This window comes from Salipaludibacillus aurantiacus (assembly GCF_900111295.1).
Classification (GTDB): domain Bacteria; phylum Bacillota; class Bacilli; order Bacillales; family Salisediminibacteriaceae; genus Salipaludibacillus; species Salipaludibacillus aurantiacus.
In genome coordinates this window covers 1-18,643 of sequence record NZ_FOGT01000028.1, presented here as the reverse complement: position 1 = coordinate 18,643, position 18,643 = coordinate 1, and the positions used below count along the sequence as shown (strand labels likewise).

Below are 18,643 nucleotides of genomic sequence, written 5' to 3'. Positions count from 1 at the left end.
GTGTTGATATGTCAGCAATAGATACTAAAAAAGCAGAAGAGTTAGAAAAGAAAGCAAAGAAACAGTCCCCTTGGGCCATAGCCCGAAGAAAACTGTTTAAGAATAAACTGGCAATGATTAGTTTGATTTTTCTCGTAGTGGTTACTATTTTAGCTTATTTGGCACCCGTCATAGCGCCCTTTGATCCTTCTCGTGTAGATATTATTAACAGGAACAGCCCTCCGGGGGGAGACTACCTGCTCGGAACGGATAATGCAGGACGCGATGTATGGACCTCCCTCCTTTATGGGGCAAGAACGTCCTTGACTATCGGATTTGTCTGTATGTTCGCGGTCGTTACAATTGCCACTATCATCGGGTCTATTTCCGGATTTTACGGAGGCTGGGTCGATGCCGTGCTTATGCGTTTTACAGATTTCATAATGAACTTCCCGTTTCTTGTGTTCGTCATTGTTTTGGCTTCTATTTTCAGGGAAGCAGGTGTATGGGCTTTAATCGCTGTTTTAAGTGTTTTGTCCTGGACAGGAGCGGCAAGGGTAGTCCGAAGTAAAACGATGTCAGAGAAGGAAAATGAGTACGTGATGGCTGCCATATCAATCGGCGGAACACCTTTCAAAGTCATCAGGAAACACGTCCTTCCAAACGTTATGACGACGATCATTGTACAAGCAACGCTCTTACTTGCGGTCATGATTGTTGCTGAGACAGCGTTAAGTTTTCTCGGTTTCGGTGTGCCTTCAGGAACGCCAAGCTGGGGGAATATGATGCAGGAAGCGAGACAGCCACACGTCATCAGGAATGCTTGGTGGATCTGGGTGCCGCCAGGATTAGCTATAACCTTTACGATTCTTGCAATTAACTTTATTGGTGAGGGGATTAAAGACGCTTTTAACCCTAAATCATTACGATAATCCTTTAATATTTAGAGATGAAGGTCTTGCCTTCATCTCTTTTTTGTACTTTAAAAGTTTAGTTATTTTCAAGGATAAAACGTCTGAGGCTTTTCCAAGTCTGGGAAGTAGCCAAATTTATTTAAGCTGTTTTTCAGGCATCATTTTTGATAACTTTTCACAAATTCGCCATTAATACATTTAATTTCAATAAAACTTGCATTATAGTGATAAATTAATCTATCAACAATAATTCATCCTCACCCAAAAAAAACGACAAAGAGTGCTTCCAGATGTTCATATTTTCTTCATATTTAATGTGATTAGTATCACGTTGAGATTAGGAGAAAGTTTCTACAATGAAAATGAAGCGGACTCTATATTTTAGGAAGGGGTGAAGGGGTTGAAAAAACTTCGTCGGTTAATCGACAAGCGGGCGTTACTGTTTATTTTAGGGGGTGTCTTTTTAGGAATTGCTCTTTTTGCTGGTACTGCAGGATCCATGAAAGCAACAGACTCTGCTGAATTTTGTGCAAGCTGTCACATTATGGATACTGCCTATCAATCATATAGTGAATCGAACCACGCTACATTGTCCTGTAATGACTGTCATGCCCCAAGGGATAGTTTAACATCCAAGGTTGCTTTTAAAGCTAAAGCAGGAGTCAGTCATATGTATATGAATACGCTCGGGTCGGAAGACGTACCGGATGTTATTCATGCTACTGACAGCTCGCAGGAAGTTATAGAAGCCAATTGCATCAGCTGCCATGAAGCAAGCCTGGATAATGTTGAGTTTCATGATGTGAAAGAAGGCGGATGTATCGATTGCCACCGTCACGTGCCTCATGGAAACACACGCTATAAGCCTGCTGACTGGTTCGAGCCTGGAGAATACGAGGCAAGAAGTTAATAACATTTAGAGAGGGTGAAGAAGATGGGGTTTTTATCGAGAAAAAAGCTTATTCTCTTTTTGTCCATGGCAATGAGCCTGGTAATCATAGCCGGATGTGCCAGTTCAGAAGCCCAGGAGAGCGAAGATAAAACGACAGGCTTATCTCCGGACGAAATCTTAAATACAGCATTTAAAGACGAATTCCCGCTGCATTATGAAAGTTACTTAAAAAATATGACGCCGGAAGATGAAAACACGAGTAAGTTTGTTAAAGAAATAGAACCGAACCTTCCGATTTTATTCCACAACTACGGTTTTATGCTTGAATATAATTTGACCAGAGGTCACACATATGCAGTTGAAGATGTCATGAATATTGCACGGATTAATGATAAATCTATAGGGTCTTGTATGACATGCAAAAGTACTGCTGTTCCTCTGCTTCTTGAAGAAATGGGAGATGACTACTGGGGAGCCAGCTTTAAAGAAGAAATTGTTCCAAGAACACTTGCATATGGTGAAGGACATGAAGTGGATGAACTTGGTGAGCACGGCCACCTGTCCATCGGGTGCTCAGACTGTCATGATCCGGTAACAATGGAGCTGAGAATTACCCGTCCGTCCTTTACAAATGCGATGGAACGTCAAGGTATTGATGTAACGGAAGCAAGCAAAAATGATATGCGTTCTTATGTGTGTGCCCAATGTCACGTTGAATACTACTTCGAACCTGAACATGGAAAAGTAACTTTCCCGTGGGATAACGGTTTGAAACCTGAAGATATGTTTGAATACAAAGAGAATCAGGCAATTGAACAAGGTTTTGATTATGACTGGATACACAGTATTTCAGGTGCTCCGATGCTGAAAGCGCAGCACCCGGAATTTGAACAATGGAGCTATGGCCCGCATGGTGAAGCTGGCGTCTCATGTTCCGACTGTCATATGCCTTATGAAAGAACAGACGGTTCAAAAAAGATCACATCCCACCACTGGACCTCTCCAATGGATAATGTAGAACAGACATGCCGTACCTGCCACTCCGACAAATCAGAATCAGAACTTGTCGAAAGAGTAGACAATATTCAGGATCGTCATCTGGAAGCAATGCACGAAACACAGGAACACTCTGTCAGAGCTCATTATTATGTTAACCGCATGATTACGGCAGGTGCTCCTGAAGAACGAATTGAAGAGGCGCAATGGTATATCCGTAAAGGGCAATGGTTCTGGGATATTATAGCTGCAGAAAACTCAGACGGTTTCCATAATCCTCAAGGAGGAATGGATGCGATGAGGACGTCTTCAGATGCTTCAAACGAAGCTATCCGCATAGCCATAGAAGAGCTGACAAAGCTGGAAATCGACTTTAATGAACTGGAAGAAGAAATGGATAAGATTGTCCAGACAGTTTATGATGAAGAAGATCCGGATTTGAAACATACCCATGCGACAAACGACTATTTCCCTAACGTCCTTGAATTAGAAGATTAACCAGTAAAGAGACTAGTTCTAAACACAGCTAAAAAAGGAATGGCCCTCCCCTGAGAGTCATTCCTTTTTATATAGTGATCAAAAATACTCGCTTGCACTCTTAAGCATAAGCGCGAGACCGGTAACAGGCTCGCAGTTAACTCGGGGGCTTGGCATGTAAATAATACTAGTCTTCAGGAAGAGCTGGCACATCCACATGAGGGCTTTCCCCGGACAGGGCCATTAAAAATGCGTGGAGTGCTTCTTTTTCCTCTTCAGTTAAATTTAATTCTTCCATTAAAGCGCTTTTATTCGGGTGATCATCTCCGCCGTGATCATAATAATCAATAACCTCTTCCAACGTTTCCAGGCTTCCGTTGTGCATATACGGACTGCGGTGAGCTATACCGTATAAGCCGGGAGTACGGAAAACGCCTTTATCCGCTTCATCGCCTGTTACTTCATAACGTCCTTCATCTCCTGTTTCCATGCCGATATTATGGAAGCTGTCATCTGATAAGTTCGGGCCGCTGTGGCATGATATACAGCCGGCATCTCCCGCAAACAATTCCATTCCTTTTAATTCCTCTTCAGTTAATGCACTGTAATCTCCGGCAAGGAAGTGGTCGAAAGGAGTATCATCAATCACAATCGTGCGCTGGAATGCTGCAAGAGCTTTCCCTATGTTCTCAACGGTCACTTCGTCATCAAACGCTTCTTCGAACATATCCACATAGCCATCAATTGCAGCCAACTGGACGACTAATTCATCAAGGTCCTGATTCATTTCTATTGGTGACTCAATCGGCCCCAATGCCTGAGCTTCAAGAGAATCGGCCCGTCCATCCCAGAACAGGGAGGTATAATAACCAGAATTAATGATAGTAGGAGTATTTCTAGGTCCCTCTACGCCTTCAAAGCCTTCAAAAACCGGTTTTCCATCTCCATATCCCAAGGCGGGTATATGGCAGGACGCACAGCTTAAAGAATCATCACCTGATAGACGGGGATCAAAAAACATCGTTTTTCCCAGCTCAATTGTTTCATCCGTCATAGGGTTGTCCTCGGGAATTTCCATATTTCCTAGAGGCTGGTACATCGAGGCCAGTTCTTCGTAAGAGTCGTCATGAACCGTTTCCGCTCCATTATTCTCCGCCCCATCAGCTTCCTCTGTCGGTAAGGATGCATCTTCAGTATCTCCGCAGGCAATTAAAAGAGTTGTAATAACAGCAAAACTTGTTATTAATCCAGCTTTCTTTTTCATGGGTCATCCTCCTTATTAAAATTGATTATTTATTTTTCATTCCTCCTTTTTAATTATTATTATAAATAAGAGTTTCTTCAGGAACTTTCGTAAATTTGAACATTTTGAAACATTTTCCAATTAGTGACTTTGATCACACTAAATTGTGGTAAGTTAAATTCACATACCTTTCAAACTTTAACCGTTCCAAGCAGAAACCGCTATGATAGGATAAAAATGGAATAATAATTATTAATTAATACCACTTGTAATCTTCTCTTATCAATTATGAACAACCTTCACAATTCTGCCTCACTATTTTGTGATCTGCATCACAGTTAAAACAGCTGAACCATTATAAAGTCAAAGTACAAAGAAATGAAACTGAAAGGAAGAGACCTATGAAAAAAACAAAGGCTTATTCATTAGCGATGTTATGGACGATGATTTCCGGTTTCTTTTTCCTGCCTTGGAACGGGGCGGCTAAGGCAGAAGAGATGGATCCAGCGCTTGCTTATAAAGAACTGGTCATCCAGGTGATGCCTCAGTATGCTGAACCTGAGGGTTGGGAACAAGGTAAGCCTGCTGTTCTTGTCGGCCAACACGGAATTTTAACAAATGAGTCAGATGAAGAGTTCGAAGGTGAGATCCGAGTCGCTGTCCCTGTTAATGAACCTTCCTTTGAGTTGTCATTAGTCGGTTATTTTAATGAAGACAATACAGTGACAGATGTAGAAGCTTCGCTCGATGAAGAAACTGGTGAACTGGTCTGGAGCCCTGGCGAGAGCCTTGAAGAAGGTGACACCTACCGGTATGTTATTGAATATTTTTTCGCTCCCAGTGCAGAAGGGGAGCAGAAGCAGTTTTCATATAGTTATGATCTCGGTCTACCAGCTGAAACATTCAACCTGTTGTTTGTAGAACCTTACGGGGCTGAAAACTTCACTCTAAGTGAAGAACCAGACAGAGAGACTGAAATGTTAGGCGGCCCTGTGCATGCTTTTGACAGAGAGCCGGCTGAGCCGGGAACATCATTTGATTTAGAAGTGTCTTACGATAAAGAAGACACGATGACAACTTTGGAAGTACTGGAGAGTCAAACACCCCCTGATGATGATGTCCACGCACAATTCAGGGATGACGCGGCACCTGAAGCAGCCGGATCAGGAGGCTCTCCTCTAATAGATACAGAAAGTGCGGTAATGATAAGCCTCTCAATTATTATTGCAGGGATCTTCGTCTTTTTCGGTCTAAGGAGCAGGGGAAAAACGGCACCGACGCCAGCTAATACGAAACCGCGCAGCAAAAGTAAACCGGATGAGATTGATACTAAAGCATTAAGGCAGAAATTGATTCGCGGAGAAATCGATGAAGAAACGTACAGAAAAGAACGTTCTAAACGCTCATCTTAACAGGAGGGGACAGAGATGAAAAAAAATACAAAAGTGCTGATTGGCGGAGGAATGATATTCTTAAGTATTTTAATTTTATTAATTACTGCAACCCCTGCCTCCAGCGGGTCAGAAGTACCTATTGAGCAGCTGAAGCAGCAGCCTGAGGAATTTGAAGAAAGATATATTACGACAGAGGGTTTTCTGGTAGAGGGATCAGTTGACTGGAACCCTGATGAGATTGAGCTTCGTTTTGAAATTAAAGATGAAGAAGGTCTTGTGCTTCCAGTATTTTACCATGGTGTGCAGCCTGATAACTTTTCAGACGATGTGATAGTGATCGTCCATGGCTACACCCAGGAGGATGGATTGTTCGAAGCGGAAAAGGTGCAAACCCGATGTCCTTCCGTTTATGAAGGAGAAGATCCTGATAAGTACGATCCAGAGTTACACAGAGAAATGGATATCGACTTAAATACGGAAGTGGACTGACCCTAATTATTCAGCAAAGTAGGTGAGCACCATGCATATTATCGGAAACGTCTCCATCTACCTCGCTTTTTTTCTATCCATTTATGCGTTTGCCGCATATGTCCTGGGAATTAAAAAACAGGACCAGCGGTTGATCGATAGCGGTAAGGGAGCGACGATGGGTATATTTATCCTGGCAAGCATCTCAATGATTCTTATGCTTGTCCTGCTGGGAACAAGCCAGCTTCAATTTGAATATGTTTACCGTTACACAAGCACAGACCTTCCTGTGATGTATAAACTGGCTGCATTATGGGCTGGCAATGCCGGATCATTGCTTTTGTGGACTTTCTTCCTCGCTATGTACAGCGCGATGGTTGCATTCTCAAGAAAAATGATACGGAATCCAATGACACCTTATATTATCAGCATTATGATGCTGAATGTCATATTCTTTTATTTCATATTAAGCTTTGTTACCCAGCCATTTGCATTAATGGATGGGGTCCCTCCCGAAGGAAGAGGGTTAAATCCGATGCTGCAGGATCCGGGCATGATTTTCCATCCTGTGACACTATATCTGGGATATGTGGGGCTGGCGGTGCCGTTTGCATTTGCGATTGCGTCTTTAATTGTAAAAAGTATGGATGCTTTCTGGATTCAAATGACACGGCGGTGGACGATAATCGCATGGGCTTTTCTCACGCTTGGTAATGTAATCGGCGGCTACTGGGCCTACACAGAACTCGGGTGGGGAGGCTACTGGGCCTGGGACCCTGTGGAAAACGCCTCATTTATGCCTTGGCTTACTGTAACAGCTTACTTGCACTCCGTCATGATTCAGGAGCGTAAGAACATGCTGAAAGTATGGAATTTGAGTTTAATTATTTTATCTTATGCCTTAACGCTCTTCGGTACATTCCTTGTGAGAAGCGGTGTACTTACCTCAGTCCACGCATTTGGGGAAACAAACTTAGGGGCCTACTTCCTAGTCTTCATGGCTTTTATGGTTATTCTGTCGATGTATGTGCTTATGAGCCGTTACCACCTGATTAAAAAAGATACAGGGCAATTTGAATCTTTTCTTTCTAAAGAAAGCTCATTTCTGGTAAATAACCTGATTCTTCTCGGTGCCACATTCGCGGTTTTCTGGGGCACGGTGTTTCCGCTCGTCAGTGAAGCGGTACGGGGAACGAAAGTGACTGTCGGCGTTCCTTTCTTTAATACAGTCATGTCACCGATTCTTCTGGCACTGCTGTTTATAATGGCGGTTTGCCCGCTTATCGCATGGCAGCGGTCAAGCATGAAAAACATCCGGGATAACTTTCTTATCCCTGCTGTCATCAGTTTAGCTGTAGCCGCTGTGCTTGTCATTATGGGAATACGGAATGCTTATCCGGTCATTGCGTTTGCTATCATCTCATTTATGGTTTTGACTCATCTGGTGGAGTTTATCAGAGGGACGAGAGCGAGGCGGAAAGTGACGAAAGAAGCTGTGCCGGTAGCACTTTTCAGGCTGATGATTCGAAGCAGGAGACGTTACGGCGGATATATTGTTCACTTAGGTATTGCCTTAATTGCTTTTGGAATTGTCGGATCAAACTTTGACGTTGAACGTATGGAAACTCTCAGTATCGGTGAATCTATGGAAATTGACCGCTATACTCTGACTTACGAGAATTTAGGACAGCGTACTGAAGGAGTCAATGACATTGTTTTTGCTAATATCGCGGTTGAAGAAAACGGCAGGGAACTAGGGTATATTCAGCCGGAAAGGATTTTCTATTTAAACTGGGAGGAGCCATCGACTGAAGTGGCTGTAAGAAGCACCCTCCGTGAAGATTTATATGTTGTTTTAAGCGGGTGGGAAGAAGACCAGCGAGCTACCTTTCAGGTAAAAGTTAACCCGCTGGTGAAATGGATCTGGATCGGAAGTTATGTGCTTGTGATTGGTTCAATTTTCGCTATCTGGGGCGGCCGTTACGGCCAGGTTACTCCGAGATATGCCGGACCTGAAAGGAAGGTGCATTAATGATGGCTTCCCGTATGCTGATGATTTTGGCGGTATTGCTTATTGTCTCTGTTCCTGCCATGGCTCAGGGCGGTTATGACAGGAACTCACCTGAATTCCGTGAAAGCACCTCTCAGTTTATGTGTTTATGCGGCTGCGGTCAGGACCATTTTGAATGCAACATGGACGGCTGCGGTTTAAATGAGCAGTTTAAAACAGAAATACTGGAAATGTTGAATGAGGGCTATGAAAAAGGCGAGATTAAAGACCATTACGTCACTATGTACGGCGAAGTAATTTTAACCGCCCCGGAAAAAAGCGGTTTTAGTCTTACGGCGTGGGTCACGCCATTCATTCTTCTTGCCGGGGCCGGCGGGGGTGTGACTTTTCTAATCAGAAAGTGGGTCAGGAAATCAAAGGGTGTAAACCACGTTACTCCAAAGGATGACGGGGATGGAGATGAAGCAGAAAAGGACATTCTCAACTCGTTGATTGAAGAAGAGCGTAAAAAGCATTTTTAAGGTGGGAAGAGCAATGCACACATTAAAAATCACAGCTATTATTTATGTCATTCTGGCAGCAGCGTTCTCAACAGCGTACGGACAAGAAGCGTATGATATAAACTCTACAGAAGTAAAAGAAATCGCAGGTTACCTTTCTATGGAAGGGCATAGTGAACATGATTTAGCCACATGCTCGACTAAACAGCGTTATTATGAAGAAATTGCAGAGATGCTAAATGACGGTTACACCAAAGAGGAAATCCTTCAAGATTATGAAGCGATGTATGGAGAACAGGGGTTCAGGGAGCCTAACAAATCAGGGTTCAGCATTCTTGCCTGGACTATTCCCATTCTGATGCTCGGGGCTGGAAGTACCGCGTTTATCCTGAGAATAAAAAATCAGGTGAATAACCAAAGGCGGGAAAAGGCACCCTTACCGGCTGAGCGAAACGCGGGTGAAAATACAGAAGATGAAGTGATTCGCGCCATTATAGAAGAAGAAAAACGAAAGCATTTTTGAAATAGGGTGTGGTAACAATGGGATATTTCGTAAGTGCACTGATTGTCGGTCTCTGTCTTTACCTGGTTATCCAGCCATTCTTTACAAACAAAAAAGAGTGGCGGCGGGACGAGGTGAAAGACGATTTGGACAGTATGACCCTGGAGCAGGCTTACGCGACAATAAATGAACTGGAAATGGAATTTAATATGGGGAAACTTCCGGAGAAAGATTACCAAACCTTAAAGGCTCAATATGAACGTATTGCTGCCAGTAAGCTAAAGGAAGAGGCTTACGCAGGAGGGAGTCCTGATAAAAAAGCTGACTCTGAAACTGGGAAGGCAGACAATACAATCGATGATGAAATTAACCGGGAGCTCGAAGAAATGAGGCAAAAGCGAAAGGGGGAGTAGGCGATGTTATTAAACATGTCAACAACAGGGGTGCCTGCCAGTTTCAACCCGTCTCTCCACCCTGAAGGTCATATGAAAATGTGGTACGCTTCCCCTCTTACCAGATTTGACCCTCACCTTATGACAGCTTTGTTCATCGTTATCATCGTCTTTGGAGTCAGCTATTTTCTATATGTGAAACGTAAGCACCGGGAGAAAGAAGATAATTGGAAAAACGATAAACAGGAAAAGCAGTTTCAGGATTTGATGGCAAAGAAAGAGATAACGCTGCGCAAGCTTCTGGAACTAGAAGAAGCCTTTGACCGCGGTGAACTGAATGAGAAAGATTACGAGCAGAAAGCGGCAGGATATAAAACCTATCTTCATCAAGTGAAAAAACAGCTTAATGATTTCTTAAATTAACGAGGAAGCGGGGGATCAGCATGATTGAAACTAAAGCACTGACAAAAACAATAGGTGAAAAAATGATCCTTCGCGGAGTTAATCTAAAGGTGAATAAAGGGGAAGCGGTAGCGGTTTTAGGTACAAACGGAGCTGGTAAAAGCACTTGGCTCAAAATTGTCGCCGGCCTTCTTAAACCTTCTTCAGGAGAAATCTTTCTAAAGGGGCAGCCGAGAAAAAAAGATGATTTTGAGCAGCAGAAAGTGCTTGGTTATCTTGGTCATCAAAGCTTCCTGTATGATGCTTTCTCACCCGTTGAAAACCTTAAATTCTTTGCCAGGCTGTATCATATTTCTTCGCCTGATACACGAATTAATAAGCTTATTGAGGACGTAGGCCTGGCGTATTTTAAACATGAGCCTGTCCGCTCATTTTCAAGGGGAATGATTCAAAGACTGGCAATCGCCAGGGCTATTCTTCATAAACCTGAAATTCTGCTTCTGGATGAACCTCATACAGGGCTTGACCAGCAGGCTGTCTCTCTTTTTAACCGTCTGCTGCTTGATTTGAAAGCCGAGGGAGTAACCATCATTATGGTTACGCATGATTTTCAACAGATCAGCACAGTGTGTGACAGGGCAGTGGTCCTCAGGAAAGGAAGAATCGCTGAAGATGAGCTAATACGCGGACGGCCTGTCAGTTGGATCCATTCACTGTATGAAGGGGAGGCGGCTACATTATGAAACATCTGCTTGCTCCTGCCCTTGCTATTGCCCGGAAAGACCTTTATGCAGAGTGGAAAACAAAACAGACGATTACGACGATGCTAATATTTTCCGGACTGGTCATTGTCACGTTCAGTTTCGCATTTGACCCGTCCAATCAGGCAGTCAGCGCCCTCGTTCCCGGGATGATCTGGGTCATTACCATTTTTGCAGGGATTCTTGGTTTAAACCGGTCATTTACAACGGAAAAGCAGCATGACCACTTACACGGGATGATGGTGGCACCGGTAGATCCGTCAGGTATATATATAGGAAAGTTTCTGGCTAATCTTGTGTTTGTTCTTCTCGTTCAGGTTGTCTCTATTCCTTTATTATTTTTACTGTTTGATTTTCAAGTCCCCGCATACAGCAGCATTCTTTATTTTCTTCTTATTATATTTTTAGGGACTTTTGGATTTATTGCTGTTGGGACTCTGCTGGCCGCATTAGCTTCTCACGCAAAAAGCAGTGAAATGCTTTTGCCGATTCTCCTGTTTCCTCTGGTTACACCAGTGATCATTGCTGCGGTCCAGGCGACCAGACTGGTTTTAACAGAGCAAGAGGGGGCGGCGGCCGCCCTCAGCTGGATGCAGCTGATGGGAGCGTATGATGTCATCTTTTTTGCAGCTGGATTTTTATTATTTGAATATGTGCTGGAGGTGTAAGAAATGACACAAGACCGTGAAGAGATGAAAGGGTTACTTCCTACGAAGCTTCATAAGGCTCTTATTATTGCCGCTGTGCCTATGACATTAGCAGCTCTCTACCTTGTATTTATCTGGTCGCCTGTGGAACGGATCATGGGGCCCGTGCAGAAAATCTTTTATTTTCATGTGGCGTCTGCCTGGAATGCTTTTTTCGCCTTTTTCATTGTATTCGTGTTCAGTCTGTTGTTCTTATTTACAAAAAAACGGAAATATGATCTTATCGCAGGGGTAAGCGGCGAAATTGGAGTTGTGTTTACTGCAATAGTTCTCACTACAGGCCCAATTTGGGCAAGGTCAGCATGGAACACGTGGTGGACATGGGAGCCGAGGCTGACAACGACGTTAATACTCTTTTTTATGTACATTGCTTACATTATGATTCGTAATCTCGACATGGAATGGCAGAAACGAGCCCGGCTGGCCTCAGTATTTGGAATTATAGGGTTTGTAAACGTGCCAATTGTCTACATGTCAATCCGCTGGTGGGAATCTAACCTTCACCCGGTCGTCATGTCGGAAGGCGCTGAAGGCGCAGGGGGAGGGCTTGAACCAAGCATGCTCTTTACGTTAATCTTTTCAGTTTTCACCTTAACTCTCATCTATTTCATTCTCTTACAAAAGGGACTATATGTCGAAAAACTTAAGTTGCAAGTGAAGAAATTAAAAGCAAAAGAGCAAGAAAAAATGATTAGCTGAGGAGGAATAATAATGACTTATTTATTTGCAGCGTATTCAGTTATTTGGCTTTTGATTGCAGGTTATGTGTGGATGATCGGAAAAAGGCAGAACGATGCAATGAAAGAAATAAACTTTCTGCGCGAGATGAAAGAAGACTAGGCTGATAAGGGATGAGGGAGGTGGTTTCTGTTGAATAAAACAAGATGGATCCAGGCGGCAACCGGATTATTTGTAATAGGTATCCTCATCACCTTCGTCATAGGCCTGAGAGTTCAAGGTGATACGGTAGGGATCGGGGATGAAGCATACAACTTTGAATTAGAGGATCAGGCGGGAGAGTTATATCAGCTGGACGCATATAAAGGAAAGCCGGTAGTTTTAAATTTTTTCTCTACGTGGTGCAAGCCCTGTGAATCACAGGCTCCGGAAATGATGCAATTTACAGAGGAATTCCAAGATGAAGTCTATGTCTTTACTGTGGTCAAATCAGAATCTAAGAGGGCTGTGGAGCGCTTTATTGAACGAACCGGGTACGATAATAAAACATATGTGTTTGATTTTGACCTGGAGGTCTCCCAGCGTTACGGAATTGTGGGCCAGCCTGAAACAGTAATCATAGATGAGAACGGTGTCGTAGCAGACCATATCGTCGGTTCAGTCAACAGAGATGTTATGGCCAAAAAAGTCAGCGATTTATTGAATAACTAGTAATTTTCAACGGAGACTGAGACAAAAGAATAGTGATCTTAAAGACATCTGAACAAATTTTACGGATTTTGTTCAGATGTCTTTTTGATAATAGAAGCTATTTTCTTCTGACCAGGCTTAATCCCTGTGGAATTCTCGCCTTTAGAGTAAGCATTTGCTATCTTATTGAAAAAATCGTACAATTTTTATGCTGAAAGACTTACAAAGGCGGGGCGGTTATGGAAACGTTCGGAATTCAGAAAGATATCGATTTTATGAGAGAAGCTATAAATGAAGCAAAGAAAGCGCGTTCTTTAGGTGAGGTGCCTATCGGAGCCGTCATTGTGAAAAAAAGTGAAATTATAGCCCGCGGCTATAATCAGCGGGAGCAAAACCAGGCGGCCACGGCTCATGCAGAGCTGCTTGCTATCGAACGGGCATGCCAGTCACAAAGAAGCTGGCGCCTGGAAGGGTGCACGCTCTATGTCACGCTGGAACCTTGTCCTATGTGCGCCGGTGCGATAATACAGTCGCGGATCGACCGGGTCGTCTATGGAGCATCTGACCCTAAAGCTGGCTGCTGCGGCACACTTATGAACCTTCTGGATGAACCGCGTTTCAACCATCAGAGCCCTGTAAAAAGCGGTATTCTGGCTGAAGAAACAGGCCAGCTTCTGACTGACTTTTTCCGCGGACTCAGGGCTAAAAAGAAAAAAAAGCCGCAACAAGGTGAGTAAGAGCAATATATAGGGTATGATTTAAAATAGGACTATGAAAAAAAGGAGGGAGACTTTATGAGACCGAACCAGATTTCACTGGAAACGGCACAAATGATCTCTAAAAAGCTAAATATGCCGCTGGAGCATGTGATGCATACACCGCCGCATATTTTAATGGAAAAATTAAATAAAGTTGAAAACAGCGACGGATCGGAAAAGAAAGATTCAAAAGAAGAGTAACTCATGGGCGTCACTGCTAAGAAATGACGCGGTTTATACGACTAGTTTGTTTTTTAAATTTTACTATTATTTCGTTTAGGTTTACCTGTTGCAATTATATTAAAAAACCGTTATACTGTTATATGTGTCGCCTTAGTTCCCACTAGGAGGAACAAGCACACCTGAAAATATTATCAACTTTGTCGTGCTAAGCGGGGAGGTAGCGGTGCCCTGTACTCGCAATCCGCTATAGCGAGGCCGAATCCCTTTCCGAGGTTACAGGTTCTCATGGTCTGCCCTGAGTAAGTGGTGTTGACAACCGGGTTCCGCGCAACGGAATCCCGTGAACCCTGTCAGGTCCGGAAGGAAGCAGCAGTAAGCGGGTTCTTCCGTGTGCCGCGGAGTTGCCTGGTTCGAGCAAACTGCTCAGGTAACGCTTGAGAGCCTGTGATCGACGAAAGGTGCACGGCATTTTAATATGATTATCAGTAAAGCTGTCCTGCAAGGGCAGCTTTTTTGCTGTTCAGGGTAGGAGCTTTCCTCGTGTAAATGACCATTTAGAAAACGCCGAAATGAGCAAATTTTAAGAATAGTTACAGGGAAAAACGGCTTAACTAATATTTTTCAGAAGGTATTCTTTTCTTAAAGATTCATTTTGAAATCCTCTCTCTGTATCGGTATAATAAGGAATGAATTAAGAATTAGAACGACAGGCAGCCGTTCCCTTCCTGGGGAGGGGTGTGCCCCAGGGAATGAAAGAGGGAAGGTTGAGAGATATGGGTTATCAAGCGTTATACCGGGTGTGGCGACCGGCGCGCCTGGCTGATGTGGTTGGCCAGGAGCACATTACAAAAACTTTACAAAATGCGTTGGTTCAGGAAAAGCTCTCTCACGCCTACTTATTTACAGGGCCCCGTGGGACAGGGAAAACAAGTGCTGCCAAAATTGTATCAAAGGCTATTAACTGTGAAAAAGCGCCTGTGGCTGAACCTTGTAACGAATGCAACACCTGCCGAGGCATTCAGGACGGCAGTATTGTAGATGTTATGGAGATAGATGCTGCCAGTAACAACGGGGTTGATGAAATCCGGGATATCCGAGATAAAGTAAAGTTTGCTCCGAGTGCAGCCCGTTTTAAAGTTTATATTATTGACGAAGTGCATATGCTGTCCACAGGGGCGTTCAATGCGCTCTTAAAAACGCTGGAGGAACCACCGAGGCATGTCATCTTTATCCTTGCTACGACAGAACCTCACAAAATTCCTCTTACTATCATTTCCAGGTGCCAAAGATTTGACTTCAAACGTATTTCGGCCCATGCCATGCTTAAACGTATGGAAGAAATTTTAGAAAACAGCGATGTGAAAGTGGAAGAAGACGCCCTGTCCCTCATCGCCCGTGCCTCTGAAGGCGGGATGCGGGACGCTCTCAGTTTGTTGGATCAGGCTATCTCCTATGCAGATGAAGCAGTGAAGACAGAGGACGTTTTATCCATTATCGGGGCCGTTTCCCAGCAGCTGCTTCATCATGTAGTAAAATCCATACAAGCCGGGGAGGTTGCCGAAGGCCTTGAAGCAATTGACACTTTAATGAAGGAAGGGAAAGATCCGAACCGGTTTATTGAAGACTTGATTTTCTTTTTTAGAGATGTACTTATGGTCAAAGCTGCCCCTGAACTGGAAGAGTCATTGGACCGGCTGACGGGAGACGAAGCTTTCAAAGGAATAACTGATGAGCTGGACGAAAACTGGGTTTTTGAAATGATGGATAAACTTAACCACTTTCAGCAGCAAATGAAATGGGCGAGCCATCCCCAAGTCTTTCTCGAGATGTTCGTTGTCCAGGCTTGTCAAAAAACAAGCGGCCGGGGGAGTTCTTCCGGGGCACCTGTCGACCTGGACCATAATGAAACGATTATTTCCCTGCAAAAGAAGGTTAAACAGCTGGAATCCTCATTACAAAGGCTGCAGGCAGGTGCGCAAAGTTCAGAAGGCGCAGCCGCAGCTGAACCGGCAAGGCAGAAACCTAAACCTGTGCCAAGCAGTGCTAAAAGCCGTGCTCATACCAAAAAAGTAAAAGAGATGCTGCACAGTGCAACAAAACAAAATCTCCAGACGCTTCACAGCGGTTGGGGCCAGATTATTGAACAGGTTAAACAGAAAAGTGTCCCTGCTTCGGCATGGCTGAATGACTGTAAACCTGTGGCCTGTTCAGACGATCAGTTTGTCCTTGCTTTCCGTAATGAAATGCACCGTGATATGGTTGGTGAGAAATTCAGAGATTTAGTTGAAGAGGCCGTTACAGTAACTGTGCAAAAAGATTTAAACATGCTCACTATTCTTGCGGCGCACTGGGAAGAAGTTAAAGAAGCATATGTCAAAGAACAGAAAACAAATGGAAGCAGTTCTTCAGAAGGAGAGCCTGCTCAAGAACATAAAGAAGAAAACCCTGTTATCGATGAAGCTGTCAAATTAGTCGGCCGAGATTTACTGGAAATAAAAGAATAAAAAACTTTTAATAAAAGAGGGAGATGTTCACATGAAAAACATGGGTAATATGATGAAGCAAATGCAGAAAATGCAAAAAGATATGCAGAAAGCCCAAGAGCAGTTAAAAGAAGAAACAGTTGAAGCAACTGCTGGAGGCGGAATGGTGAAAGTCATTGCGAGCGGAGAAAAGCGGATCCTTGATATACAGATTAATGAAGAAGCCGTCGATCCCGATGATGTAGAAATGCTGGAAGATTTAGTGTTAGCTGCTACAAATGAAGCGCTGAATAAAGTGGATGACGTAGTAAATGAAAAGATGGGTAAATTCACAAAAGGCATGAACCTGCCGGGCATGATGTAAAAGCTGAAAAGGTGTTATTATGAAAGGGAGGACTTGGTGACGAAAAGCCAAGTCTTTTCTAATCTTGCGTATTTCTCAAATTAATTTACAGGCTTAAGGATATATCAGTGAAATTAATATATATAGTTAGCGTGAAAGGAGGAAGTGTCAGATGCAATATCCTCAACCCATATCTAAACTGATTGAAGGGTTTATGCGTTTACCGGGGATTGGACCAAAAACAGCCGCAAGATTGGCTTTTTACGTACTGGATATGAAGGAAGACGATGTGCTGGATTTCGCTAAAGCTCTTGTGAATGCTAAACGTGAATTGACATACTGCTCGGTCTGCCACCACATTACAGACACGGACCCTTGCCGAATTTGTGATGACCAGGGGCGTGACCGCTCGATAATCTGCATAGTACAGGAATCTAAAGACGTTATCGCAATGGAAAAAATGAGAGAATACGGCGGGTTGTATCACGTGCTTCATGGCGCTATTTCTCCTGTAGATGGAATCGGGCCGGAAGATATTTATATTCCCGATTTACTGAAGCGTCTTCAGGATGATACAGTTCAGGAACTTATAATTGCGACAAACCCTAATATTGAAGGGGAAGCAACAGCGATGTATATTTCCCGTCTGGTCAAACCGACAGGAATCAGAGTAACTAGAATAGCCCACGGACTTCCTGTAGGAGGAGACTTGGAATATGCAGATGAAGTGACCTTATCCAAGGCCATAGAAGGCCGGCGGGAGCTGTAATTTTTAAATTTAAGCGAGTTTTCCTGGCAGGCTGCAATGTTTTTCGTCAGAGAGGATAACCTGAAAAGATATTTGAGGTGGGGGTTAAATGTTTAAAAAAGCTAAGAAGAAGAGGAAACTCCGTCTTCAAAAAGACCAGGAACTAATACAAGCGTTAGAGCAAATTAAGACTAAAGCAGAAGAGTATGAAACATATCTCAAGAACTCCATTGACTCAGAGGGGTATGTAAACAGCAGAGCCCGGCTGGAGAGGGCGAAATATTTATTTCTATTAAAGGAAGCAAGAGTAAGGAAAACGACCATCTATTAATGGAAGAGCATGACAATGAATGAAAAATCAATCAGCAACCAGGGAAGCAAAGCCAGTGTTGATTTTCCCCTGTGAGCTGATTGTTTCAGTTAAGAGCCAATGTGGGGCTTCTTATAATAAGCCGGAAGGATTCCGGCAGGGTGATATCAGAGAGCTTGTTCTATTTACAGAGGTGAGGACATACATTAAAGGGACCGTCTTTGCAGAAAGTGCTGAGAAGGTTGATCTTTAATAAGTAAAGGAGATGTCTTCATATGGAACCTTTAGTCATGTTATCTTTGCTTGCAGGGATGATTTTTCTTCTGCTGATGATTGGAGCACCTGTTAAGTTCTTAAAGTTTGTCGGGACAGGAGCAGTCAGGCTGCTTATTGGTGCCCTGCTCTTATTTTTCTTAAATACGTTCGGTTCTGCATTCGATTACCATTTGCCGATCAACGTGTTTACAGCATCTGTATCCGGATTCCTTGGAGTGCCTGGAATTATTGCGTTAATTTTTACTGATATGCTGCTTATACGGTAACTTTTCTAAACGACTTAAAATTATTTAATTTATTTATTGAAAAGTGTTGACGGCTATTTTCCTGCGTGGTATATTATTACTTGTCGCTGTTGAAGAGGAAACATAAAACGAACAGCCGAAATTAAAAAAATAAAAAAAGTTGTTGACTTAATTATTTGAAGGTGTTATGATGATTAAGTCGCTAAAAAACGACTTTGGTTATTTTGACCTTTGAAAACTAAACAAAAAGCCAAGCGAAGTGGGATATTTAATATATCCCGTCAATGAATT

The 18,643-nt window shown here is 43.3% G+C and carries 24 protein-coding genes and 1 other RNA gene; 24 read left to right on the top strand and 1 reads right to left on the bottom strand.

The annotated features are described in order from the left end of the window. Positions 1-8: 8 nt before the first annotated feature. The 3 genes from opp4C to BMW59_RS20600 all read left to right on the top strand — a co-directional run bounded on the left by opp4C (position 9) and on the right by BMW59_RS20600 (position 3,279). Positions 9-911 carry an oligopeptide ABC transporter permease gene (gene opp4C, locus BMW59_RS20610; protein WP_093056113.1) on the top strand — a complete coding sequence of 301 codons (903 nt, stop codon included), beginning with the start codon at positions 9-11 and terminating at the stop codon, positions 909-911. A gap of 382 nt (positions 912-1,293) precedes the next feature. Next, the gene (locus BMW59_RS20605; RefSeq protein ID WP_093056111.1) at positions 1,294-1,803 is read left to right on the top strand and encodes a cytochrome c3 family protein; all 510 of its coding nucleotides are present in this window, start codon (positions 1,294-1,296) and stop codon (positions 1,801-1,803) included. Positions 1,804-1,827: 24 nt separating this feature from the next. Then, positions 1,828-3,279: an ammonia-forming cytochrome c nitrite reductase subunit c552 gene (locus BMW59_RS20600; protein WP_177174459.1), complete on the top strand. Its 1,452-nt coding sequence runs from the start codon at positions 1,828-1,830 to the stop codon at positions 3,277-3,279. 166 nt (positions 3,280-3,445) lie between these two features. Here the strand turns inward: BMW59_RS20600 and BMW59_RS20595 are convergent, their stop codons facing one another. Continuing rightward, the gene (locus BMW59_RS20595) at positions 3,446-4,522 is read right to left on the bottom strand and encodes a cytochrome-c peroxidase (RefSeq protein ID WP_093056110.1); all 1,077 of its coding nucleotides are present in this window, start codon (positions 4,520-4,522) and stop codon (positions 3,446-3,448) included. A gap of 380 nt (positions 4,523-4,902) precedes the next feature. On the opposite strand from BMW59_RS20595, the gene BMW59_RS20590 reads away from it, so the two are divergent. The 21 genes from BMW59_RS20590 to BMW59_RS20490 all read left to right on the top strand — a co-directional run bounded on the left by BMW59_RS20590 (position 4,903) and on the right by BMW59_RS20490 (position 18,373). After that, a complete protein-coding gene (locus BMW59_RS20590; RefSeq protein ID WP_093056108.1) occupies positions 4,903-5,913 on the top strand; it encodes an SHOCT domain-containing protein in 1,011 nt (336 codons plus the stop codon). 15 nt (positions 5,914-5,928) lie between these two features. Continuing rightward, complete coding sequence (locus tag BMW59_RS20585; protein ID WP_093056106.1) at positions 5,929-6,384, top strand: cytochrome c maturation protein CcmE; 456 nt, start codon at positions 5,929-5,931, stop codon at positions 6,382-6,384. A 31-nt stretch (positions 6,385-6,415) separates the two neighbouring features. Then, entirely contained in the window at positions 6,416-8,395 is a 1,980-nt protein-coding gene (locus BMW59_RS20580; protein WP_093056104.1) for a heme lyase CcmF/NrfE family subunit, read from the top strand. Between the two features lie 14 nt (positions 8,396-8,409). Beyond that, positions 8,410-8,895 (top strand): cytochrome c-type biogenesis protein, encoded by a 486-nt coding sequence (locus tag BMW59_RS20575; RefSeq protein ID WP_177174458.1) that lies wholly within the window; start codon positions 8,410-8,412, stop codon positions 8,893-8,895. Positions 8,896-8,908: 13 nt separating this feature from the next. After that, a complete protein-coding gene (locus BMW59_RS20570) occupies positions 8,909-9,397 on the top strand; it encodes a cytochrome c-type biogenesis protein CcmH (RefSeq protein WP_093056100.1) in 489 nt (162 codons plus the stop codon). Between the two features lie 17 nt (positions 9,398-9,414). Further along, complete coding sequence (locus BMW59_RS20565; protein ID WP_093056098.1) at positions 9,415-9,789, top strand: hypothetical protein; 375 nt, start codon at positions 9,415-9,417, stop codon at positions 9,787-9,789. Between the two features lie 3 nt (positions 9,790-9,792). After that, the gene (locus BMW59_RS20560) at positions 9,793-10,191 is read left to right on the top strand and encodes a hypothetical protein (RefSeq protein ID WP_093056096.1); all 399 of its coding nucleotides are present in this window, start codon (positions 9,793-9,795) and stop codon (positions 10,189-10,191) included. Positions 10,192-10,211: 20 nt separating this feature from the next. Then, the gene (ccmA, locus tag BMW59_RS20555; protein ID WP_093056095.1) at positions 10,212-10,913 is read left to right on the top strand and encodes a heme ABC exporter ATP-binding protein CcmA; all 702 of its coding nucleotides are present in this window, start codon (positions 10,212-10,214) and stop codon (positions 10,911-10,913) included. Further along, positions 10,910-11,599 carry a heme exporter protein CcmB gene (locus tag BMW59_RS20550; protein ID WP_093056093.1) on the top strand — a complete coding sequence of 230 codons (690 nt, stop codon included), beginning with the start codon at positions 10,910-10,912 and terminating at the stop codon, positions 11,597-11,599. The genes ccmA and BMW59_RS20550 overlap by 4 nt, the downstream gene beginning before the upstream one ends. 3 nt (positions 11,600-11,602) lie before the next feature. Then, complete coding sequence (locus BMW59_RS20545; protein ID WP_177174457.1) at positions 11,603-12,337, top strand: cytochrome c biogenesis protein; 735 nt, start codon at positions 11,603-11,605, stop codon at positions 12,335-12,337. Between the two features lie 12 nt (positions 12,338-12,349). Next, entirely contained in the window at positions 12,350-12,478 is a 129-nt protein-coding gene (locus BMW59_RS20540) for a CcmD family protein (RefSeq protein ID WP_093056091.1), read from the top strand. 30 nt (positions 12,479-12,508) lie between these two features. Continuing rightward, on the top strand, positions 12,509-13,027 hold the full coding sequence (locus BMW59_RS20535; RefSeq protein ID WP_177174456.1) for a TlpA family protein disulfide reductase: 519 nt from the start codon (positions 12,509-12,511) through the stop codon (positions 13,025-13,027). 218 nt (positions 13,028-13,245) lie between these two features. After that, the gene (tadA, locus tag BMW59_RS20530) at positions 13,246-13,743 is read left to right on the top strand and encodes a tRNA adenosine(34) deaminase TadA (RefSeq protein ID WP_093056087.1); all 498 of its coding nucleotides are present in this window, start codon (positions 13,246-13,248) and stop codon (positions 13,741-13,743) included. A gap of 57 nt (positions 13,744-13,800) precedes the next feature. Further along, entirely contained in the window at positions 13,801-13,965 is a 165-nt protein-coding gene (locus tag BMW59_RS20525; RefSeq protein ID WP_093056085.1) for a YycC family protein, read from the top strand. Positions 13,966-14,147: 182 nt separating this feature from the next. Then, positions 14,148-14,413: signal recognition particle sRNA large type (gene ffs, locus BMW59_RS20520), an RNA gene on the top strand. Between the two features lie 307 nt (positions 14,414-14,720). Then, a complete protein-coding gene (gene dnaX, locus BMW59_RS20515) occupies positions 14,721-16,451 on the top strand; it encodes a DNA polymerase III subunit gamma/tau (RefSeq protein ID WP_093056136.1) in 1,731 nt (576 codons plus the stop codon). A 31-nt stretch (positions 16,452-16,482) separates the two neighbouring features. After that, positions 16,483-16,794 (top strand): YbaB/EbfC family nucleoid-associated protein, encoded by a 312-nt coding sequence (locus BMW59_RS20510; RefSeq protein ID WP_093056083.1) that lies wholly within the window; start codon positions 16,483-16,485, stop codon positions 16,792-16,794. 151 nt (positions 16,795-16,945) lie between these two features. After that, positions 16,946-17,542 carry a recombination mediator RecR gene (gene recR / locus BMW59_RS20505; protein ID WP_093056081.1) on the top strand — a complete coding sequence of 199 codons (597 nt, stop codon included), beginning with the start codon at positions 16,946-16,948 and terminating at the stop codon, positions 17,540-17,542. Positions 17,543-17,630: 88 nt separating this feature from the next. Then, positions 17,631-17,852: a DUF2508 family protein gene (locus tag BMW59_RS20500; RefSeq protein ID WP_093056079.1), complete on the top strand. Its 222-nt coding sequence runs from the start codon at positions 17,631-17,633 to the stop codon at positions 17,850-17,852. Positions 17,853-17,871: 19 nt separating this feature from the next. Further along, positions 17,872-18,084, top strand: a complete 213-nt coding sequence (locus tag BMW59_RS20495) for a hypothetical protein (RefSeq protein ID WP_093056077.1) — start codon at positions 17,872-17,874, stop codon at positions 18,082-18,084. Between the two features lie 22 nt (positions 18,085-18,106). Continuing rightward, the gene (locus BMW59_RS20490) at positions 18,107-18,373 is read left to right on the top strand and encodes a pro-sigmaK processing inhibitor BofA family protein (RefSeq protein ID WP_093056075.1); all 267 of its coding nucleotides are present in this window, start codon (positions 18,107-18,109) and stop codon (positions 18,371-18,373) included. Positions 18,374-18,643 lie beyond the last annotated feature (270 nt).

What these genes read in the sequence shown, in the direction of transcription:
- opp4C (WP_093056113.1), top strand. Translation starts at nt 9, where the DNA reads ATGTCAGCAATAGATACTAAAAAAGCAGAAGAGTTAGAAAAGAAAGCA.
- BMW59_RS20600 (WP_177174459.1), top strand. Translation starts at nt 1,828, where the DNA reads ATGGGGTTTTTATCGAGAAAAAAGCTTATTCTCTTTTTGTCCATGGCA.
- BMW59_RS20595 (WP_093056110.1), bottom strand. Translation starts at nt 4,522, where the DNA reads ATGAAAAAGAAAGCTGGATTAATAACAAGTTTTGCTGTTATTACAACT.
- BMW59_RS20590 (WP_093056108.1), top strand. Translation starts at nt 4,903, where the DNA reads ATGAAAAAAACAAAGGCTTATTCATTAGCGATGTTATGGACGATGATT.
- BMW59_RS20585 (WP_093056106.1), top strand. Translation starts at nt 5,929, where the DNA reads ATGAAAAAAAATACAAAAGTGCTGATTGGCGGAGGAATGATATTCTTA.
- BMW59_RS20580 (WP_093056104.1), top strand. Translation starts at nt 6,416, where the DNA reads ATGCATATTATCGGAAACGTCTCCATCTACCTCGCTTTTTTTCTATCC.
- BMW59_RS20575 (WP_177174458.1), top strand. Translation starts at nt 8,410, where the DNA reads ATGCTGATGATTTTGGCGGTATTGCTTATTGTCTCTGTTCCTGCCATG.
- BMW59_RS20570 (WP_093056100.1), top strand. Translation starts at nt 8,909, where the DNA reads ATGCACACATTAAAAATCACAGCTATTATTTATGTCATTCTGGCAGCA.
- BMW59_RS20565 (WP_093056098.1), top strand. Translation starts at nt 9,415, where the DNA reads ATGGGATATTTCGTAAGTGCACTGATTGTCGGTCTCTGTCTTTACCTG.
- BMW59_RS20560 (WP_093056096.1), top strand. Translation starts at nt 9,793, where the DNA reads ATGTTATTAAACATGTCAACAACAGGGGTGCCTGCCAGTTTCAACCCG.
- ccmA (WP_093056095.1), top strand. Translation starts at nt 10,212, where the DNA reads ATGATTGAAACTAAAGCACTGACAAAAACAATAGGTGAAAAAATGATC.
- BMW59_RS20550 (WP_093056093.1), top strand. Translation starts at nt 10,910, where the DNA reads ATGAAACATCTGCTTGCTCCTGCCCTTGCTATTGCCCGGAAAGACCTT.
- BMW59_RS20545 (WP_177174457.1), top strand. Translation starts at nt 11,603, where the DNA reads ATGACACAAGACCGTGAAGAGATGAAAGGGTTACTTCCTACGAAGCTT.
- BMW59_RS20540 (WP_093056091.1), top strand. Translation starts at nt 12,350, where the DNA reads ATGACTTATTTATTTGCAGCGTATTCAGTTATTTGGCTTTTGATTGCA.
- tadA (WP_093056087.1), top strand. Translation starts at nt 13,246, where the DNA reads ATGGAAACGTTCGGAATTCAGAAAGATATCGATTTTATGAGAGAAGCT.
- BMW59_RS20525 (WP_093056085.1), top strand. Translation starts at nt 13,801, where the DNA reads ATGAGACCGAACCAGATTTCACTGGAAACGGCACAAATGATCTCTAAA.
- dnaX (WP_093056136.1), top strand. Translation starts at nt 14,721, where the DNA reads ATGGGTTATCAAGCGTTATACCGGGTGTGGCGACCGGCGCGCCTGGCT.
- BMW59_RS20510 (WP_093056083.1), top strand. Translation starts at nt 16,483, where the DNA reads ATGAAAAACATGGGTAATATGATGAAGCAAATGCAGAAAATGCAAAAA.
- recR (WP_093056081.1), top strand. Translation starts at nt 16,946, where the DNA reads ATGCAATATCCTCAACCCATATCTAAACTGATTGAAGGGTTTATGCGT.
- BMW59_RS20500 (WP_093056079.1), top strand. Translation starts at nt 17,631, where the DNA reads ATGTTTAAAAAAGCTAAGAAGAAGAGGAAACTCCGTCTTCAAAAAGAC.
- BMW59_RS20495 (WP_093056077.1), top strand. Translation starts at nt 17,872, where the DNA reads ATGAAAAATCAATCAGCAACCAGGGAAGCAAAGCCAGTGTTGATTTTC.
- BMW59_RS20490 (WP_093056075.1), top strand. Translation starts at nt 18,107, where the DNA reads ATGGAACCTTTAGTCATGTTATCTTTGCTTGCAGGGATGATTTTTCTT.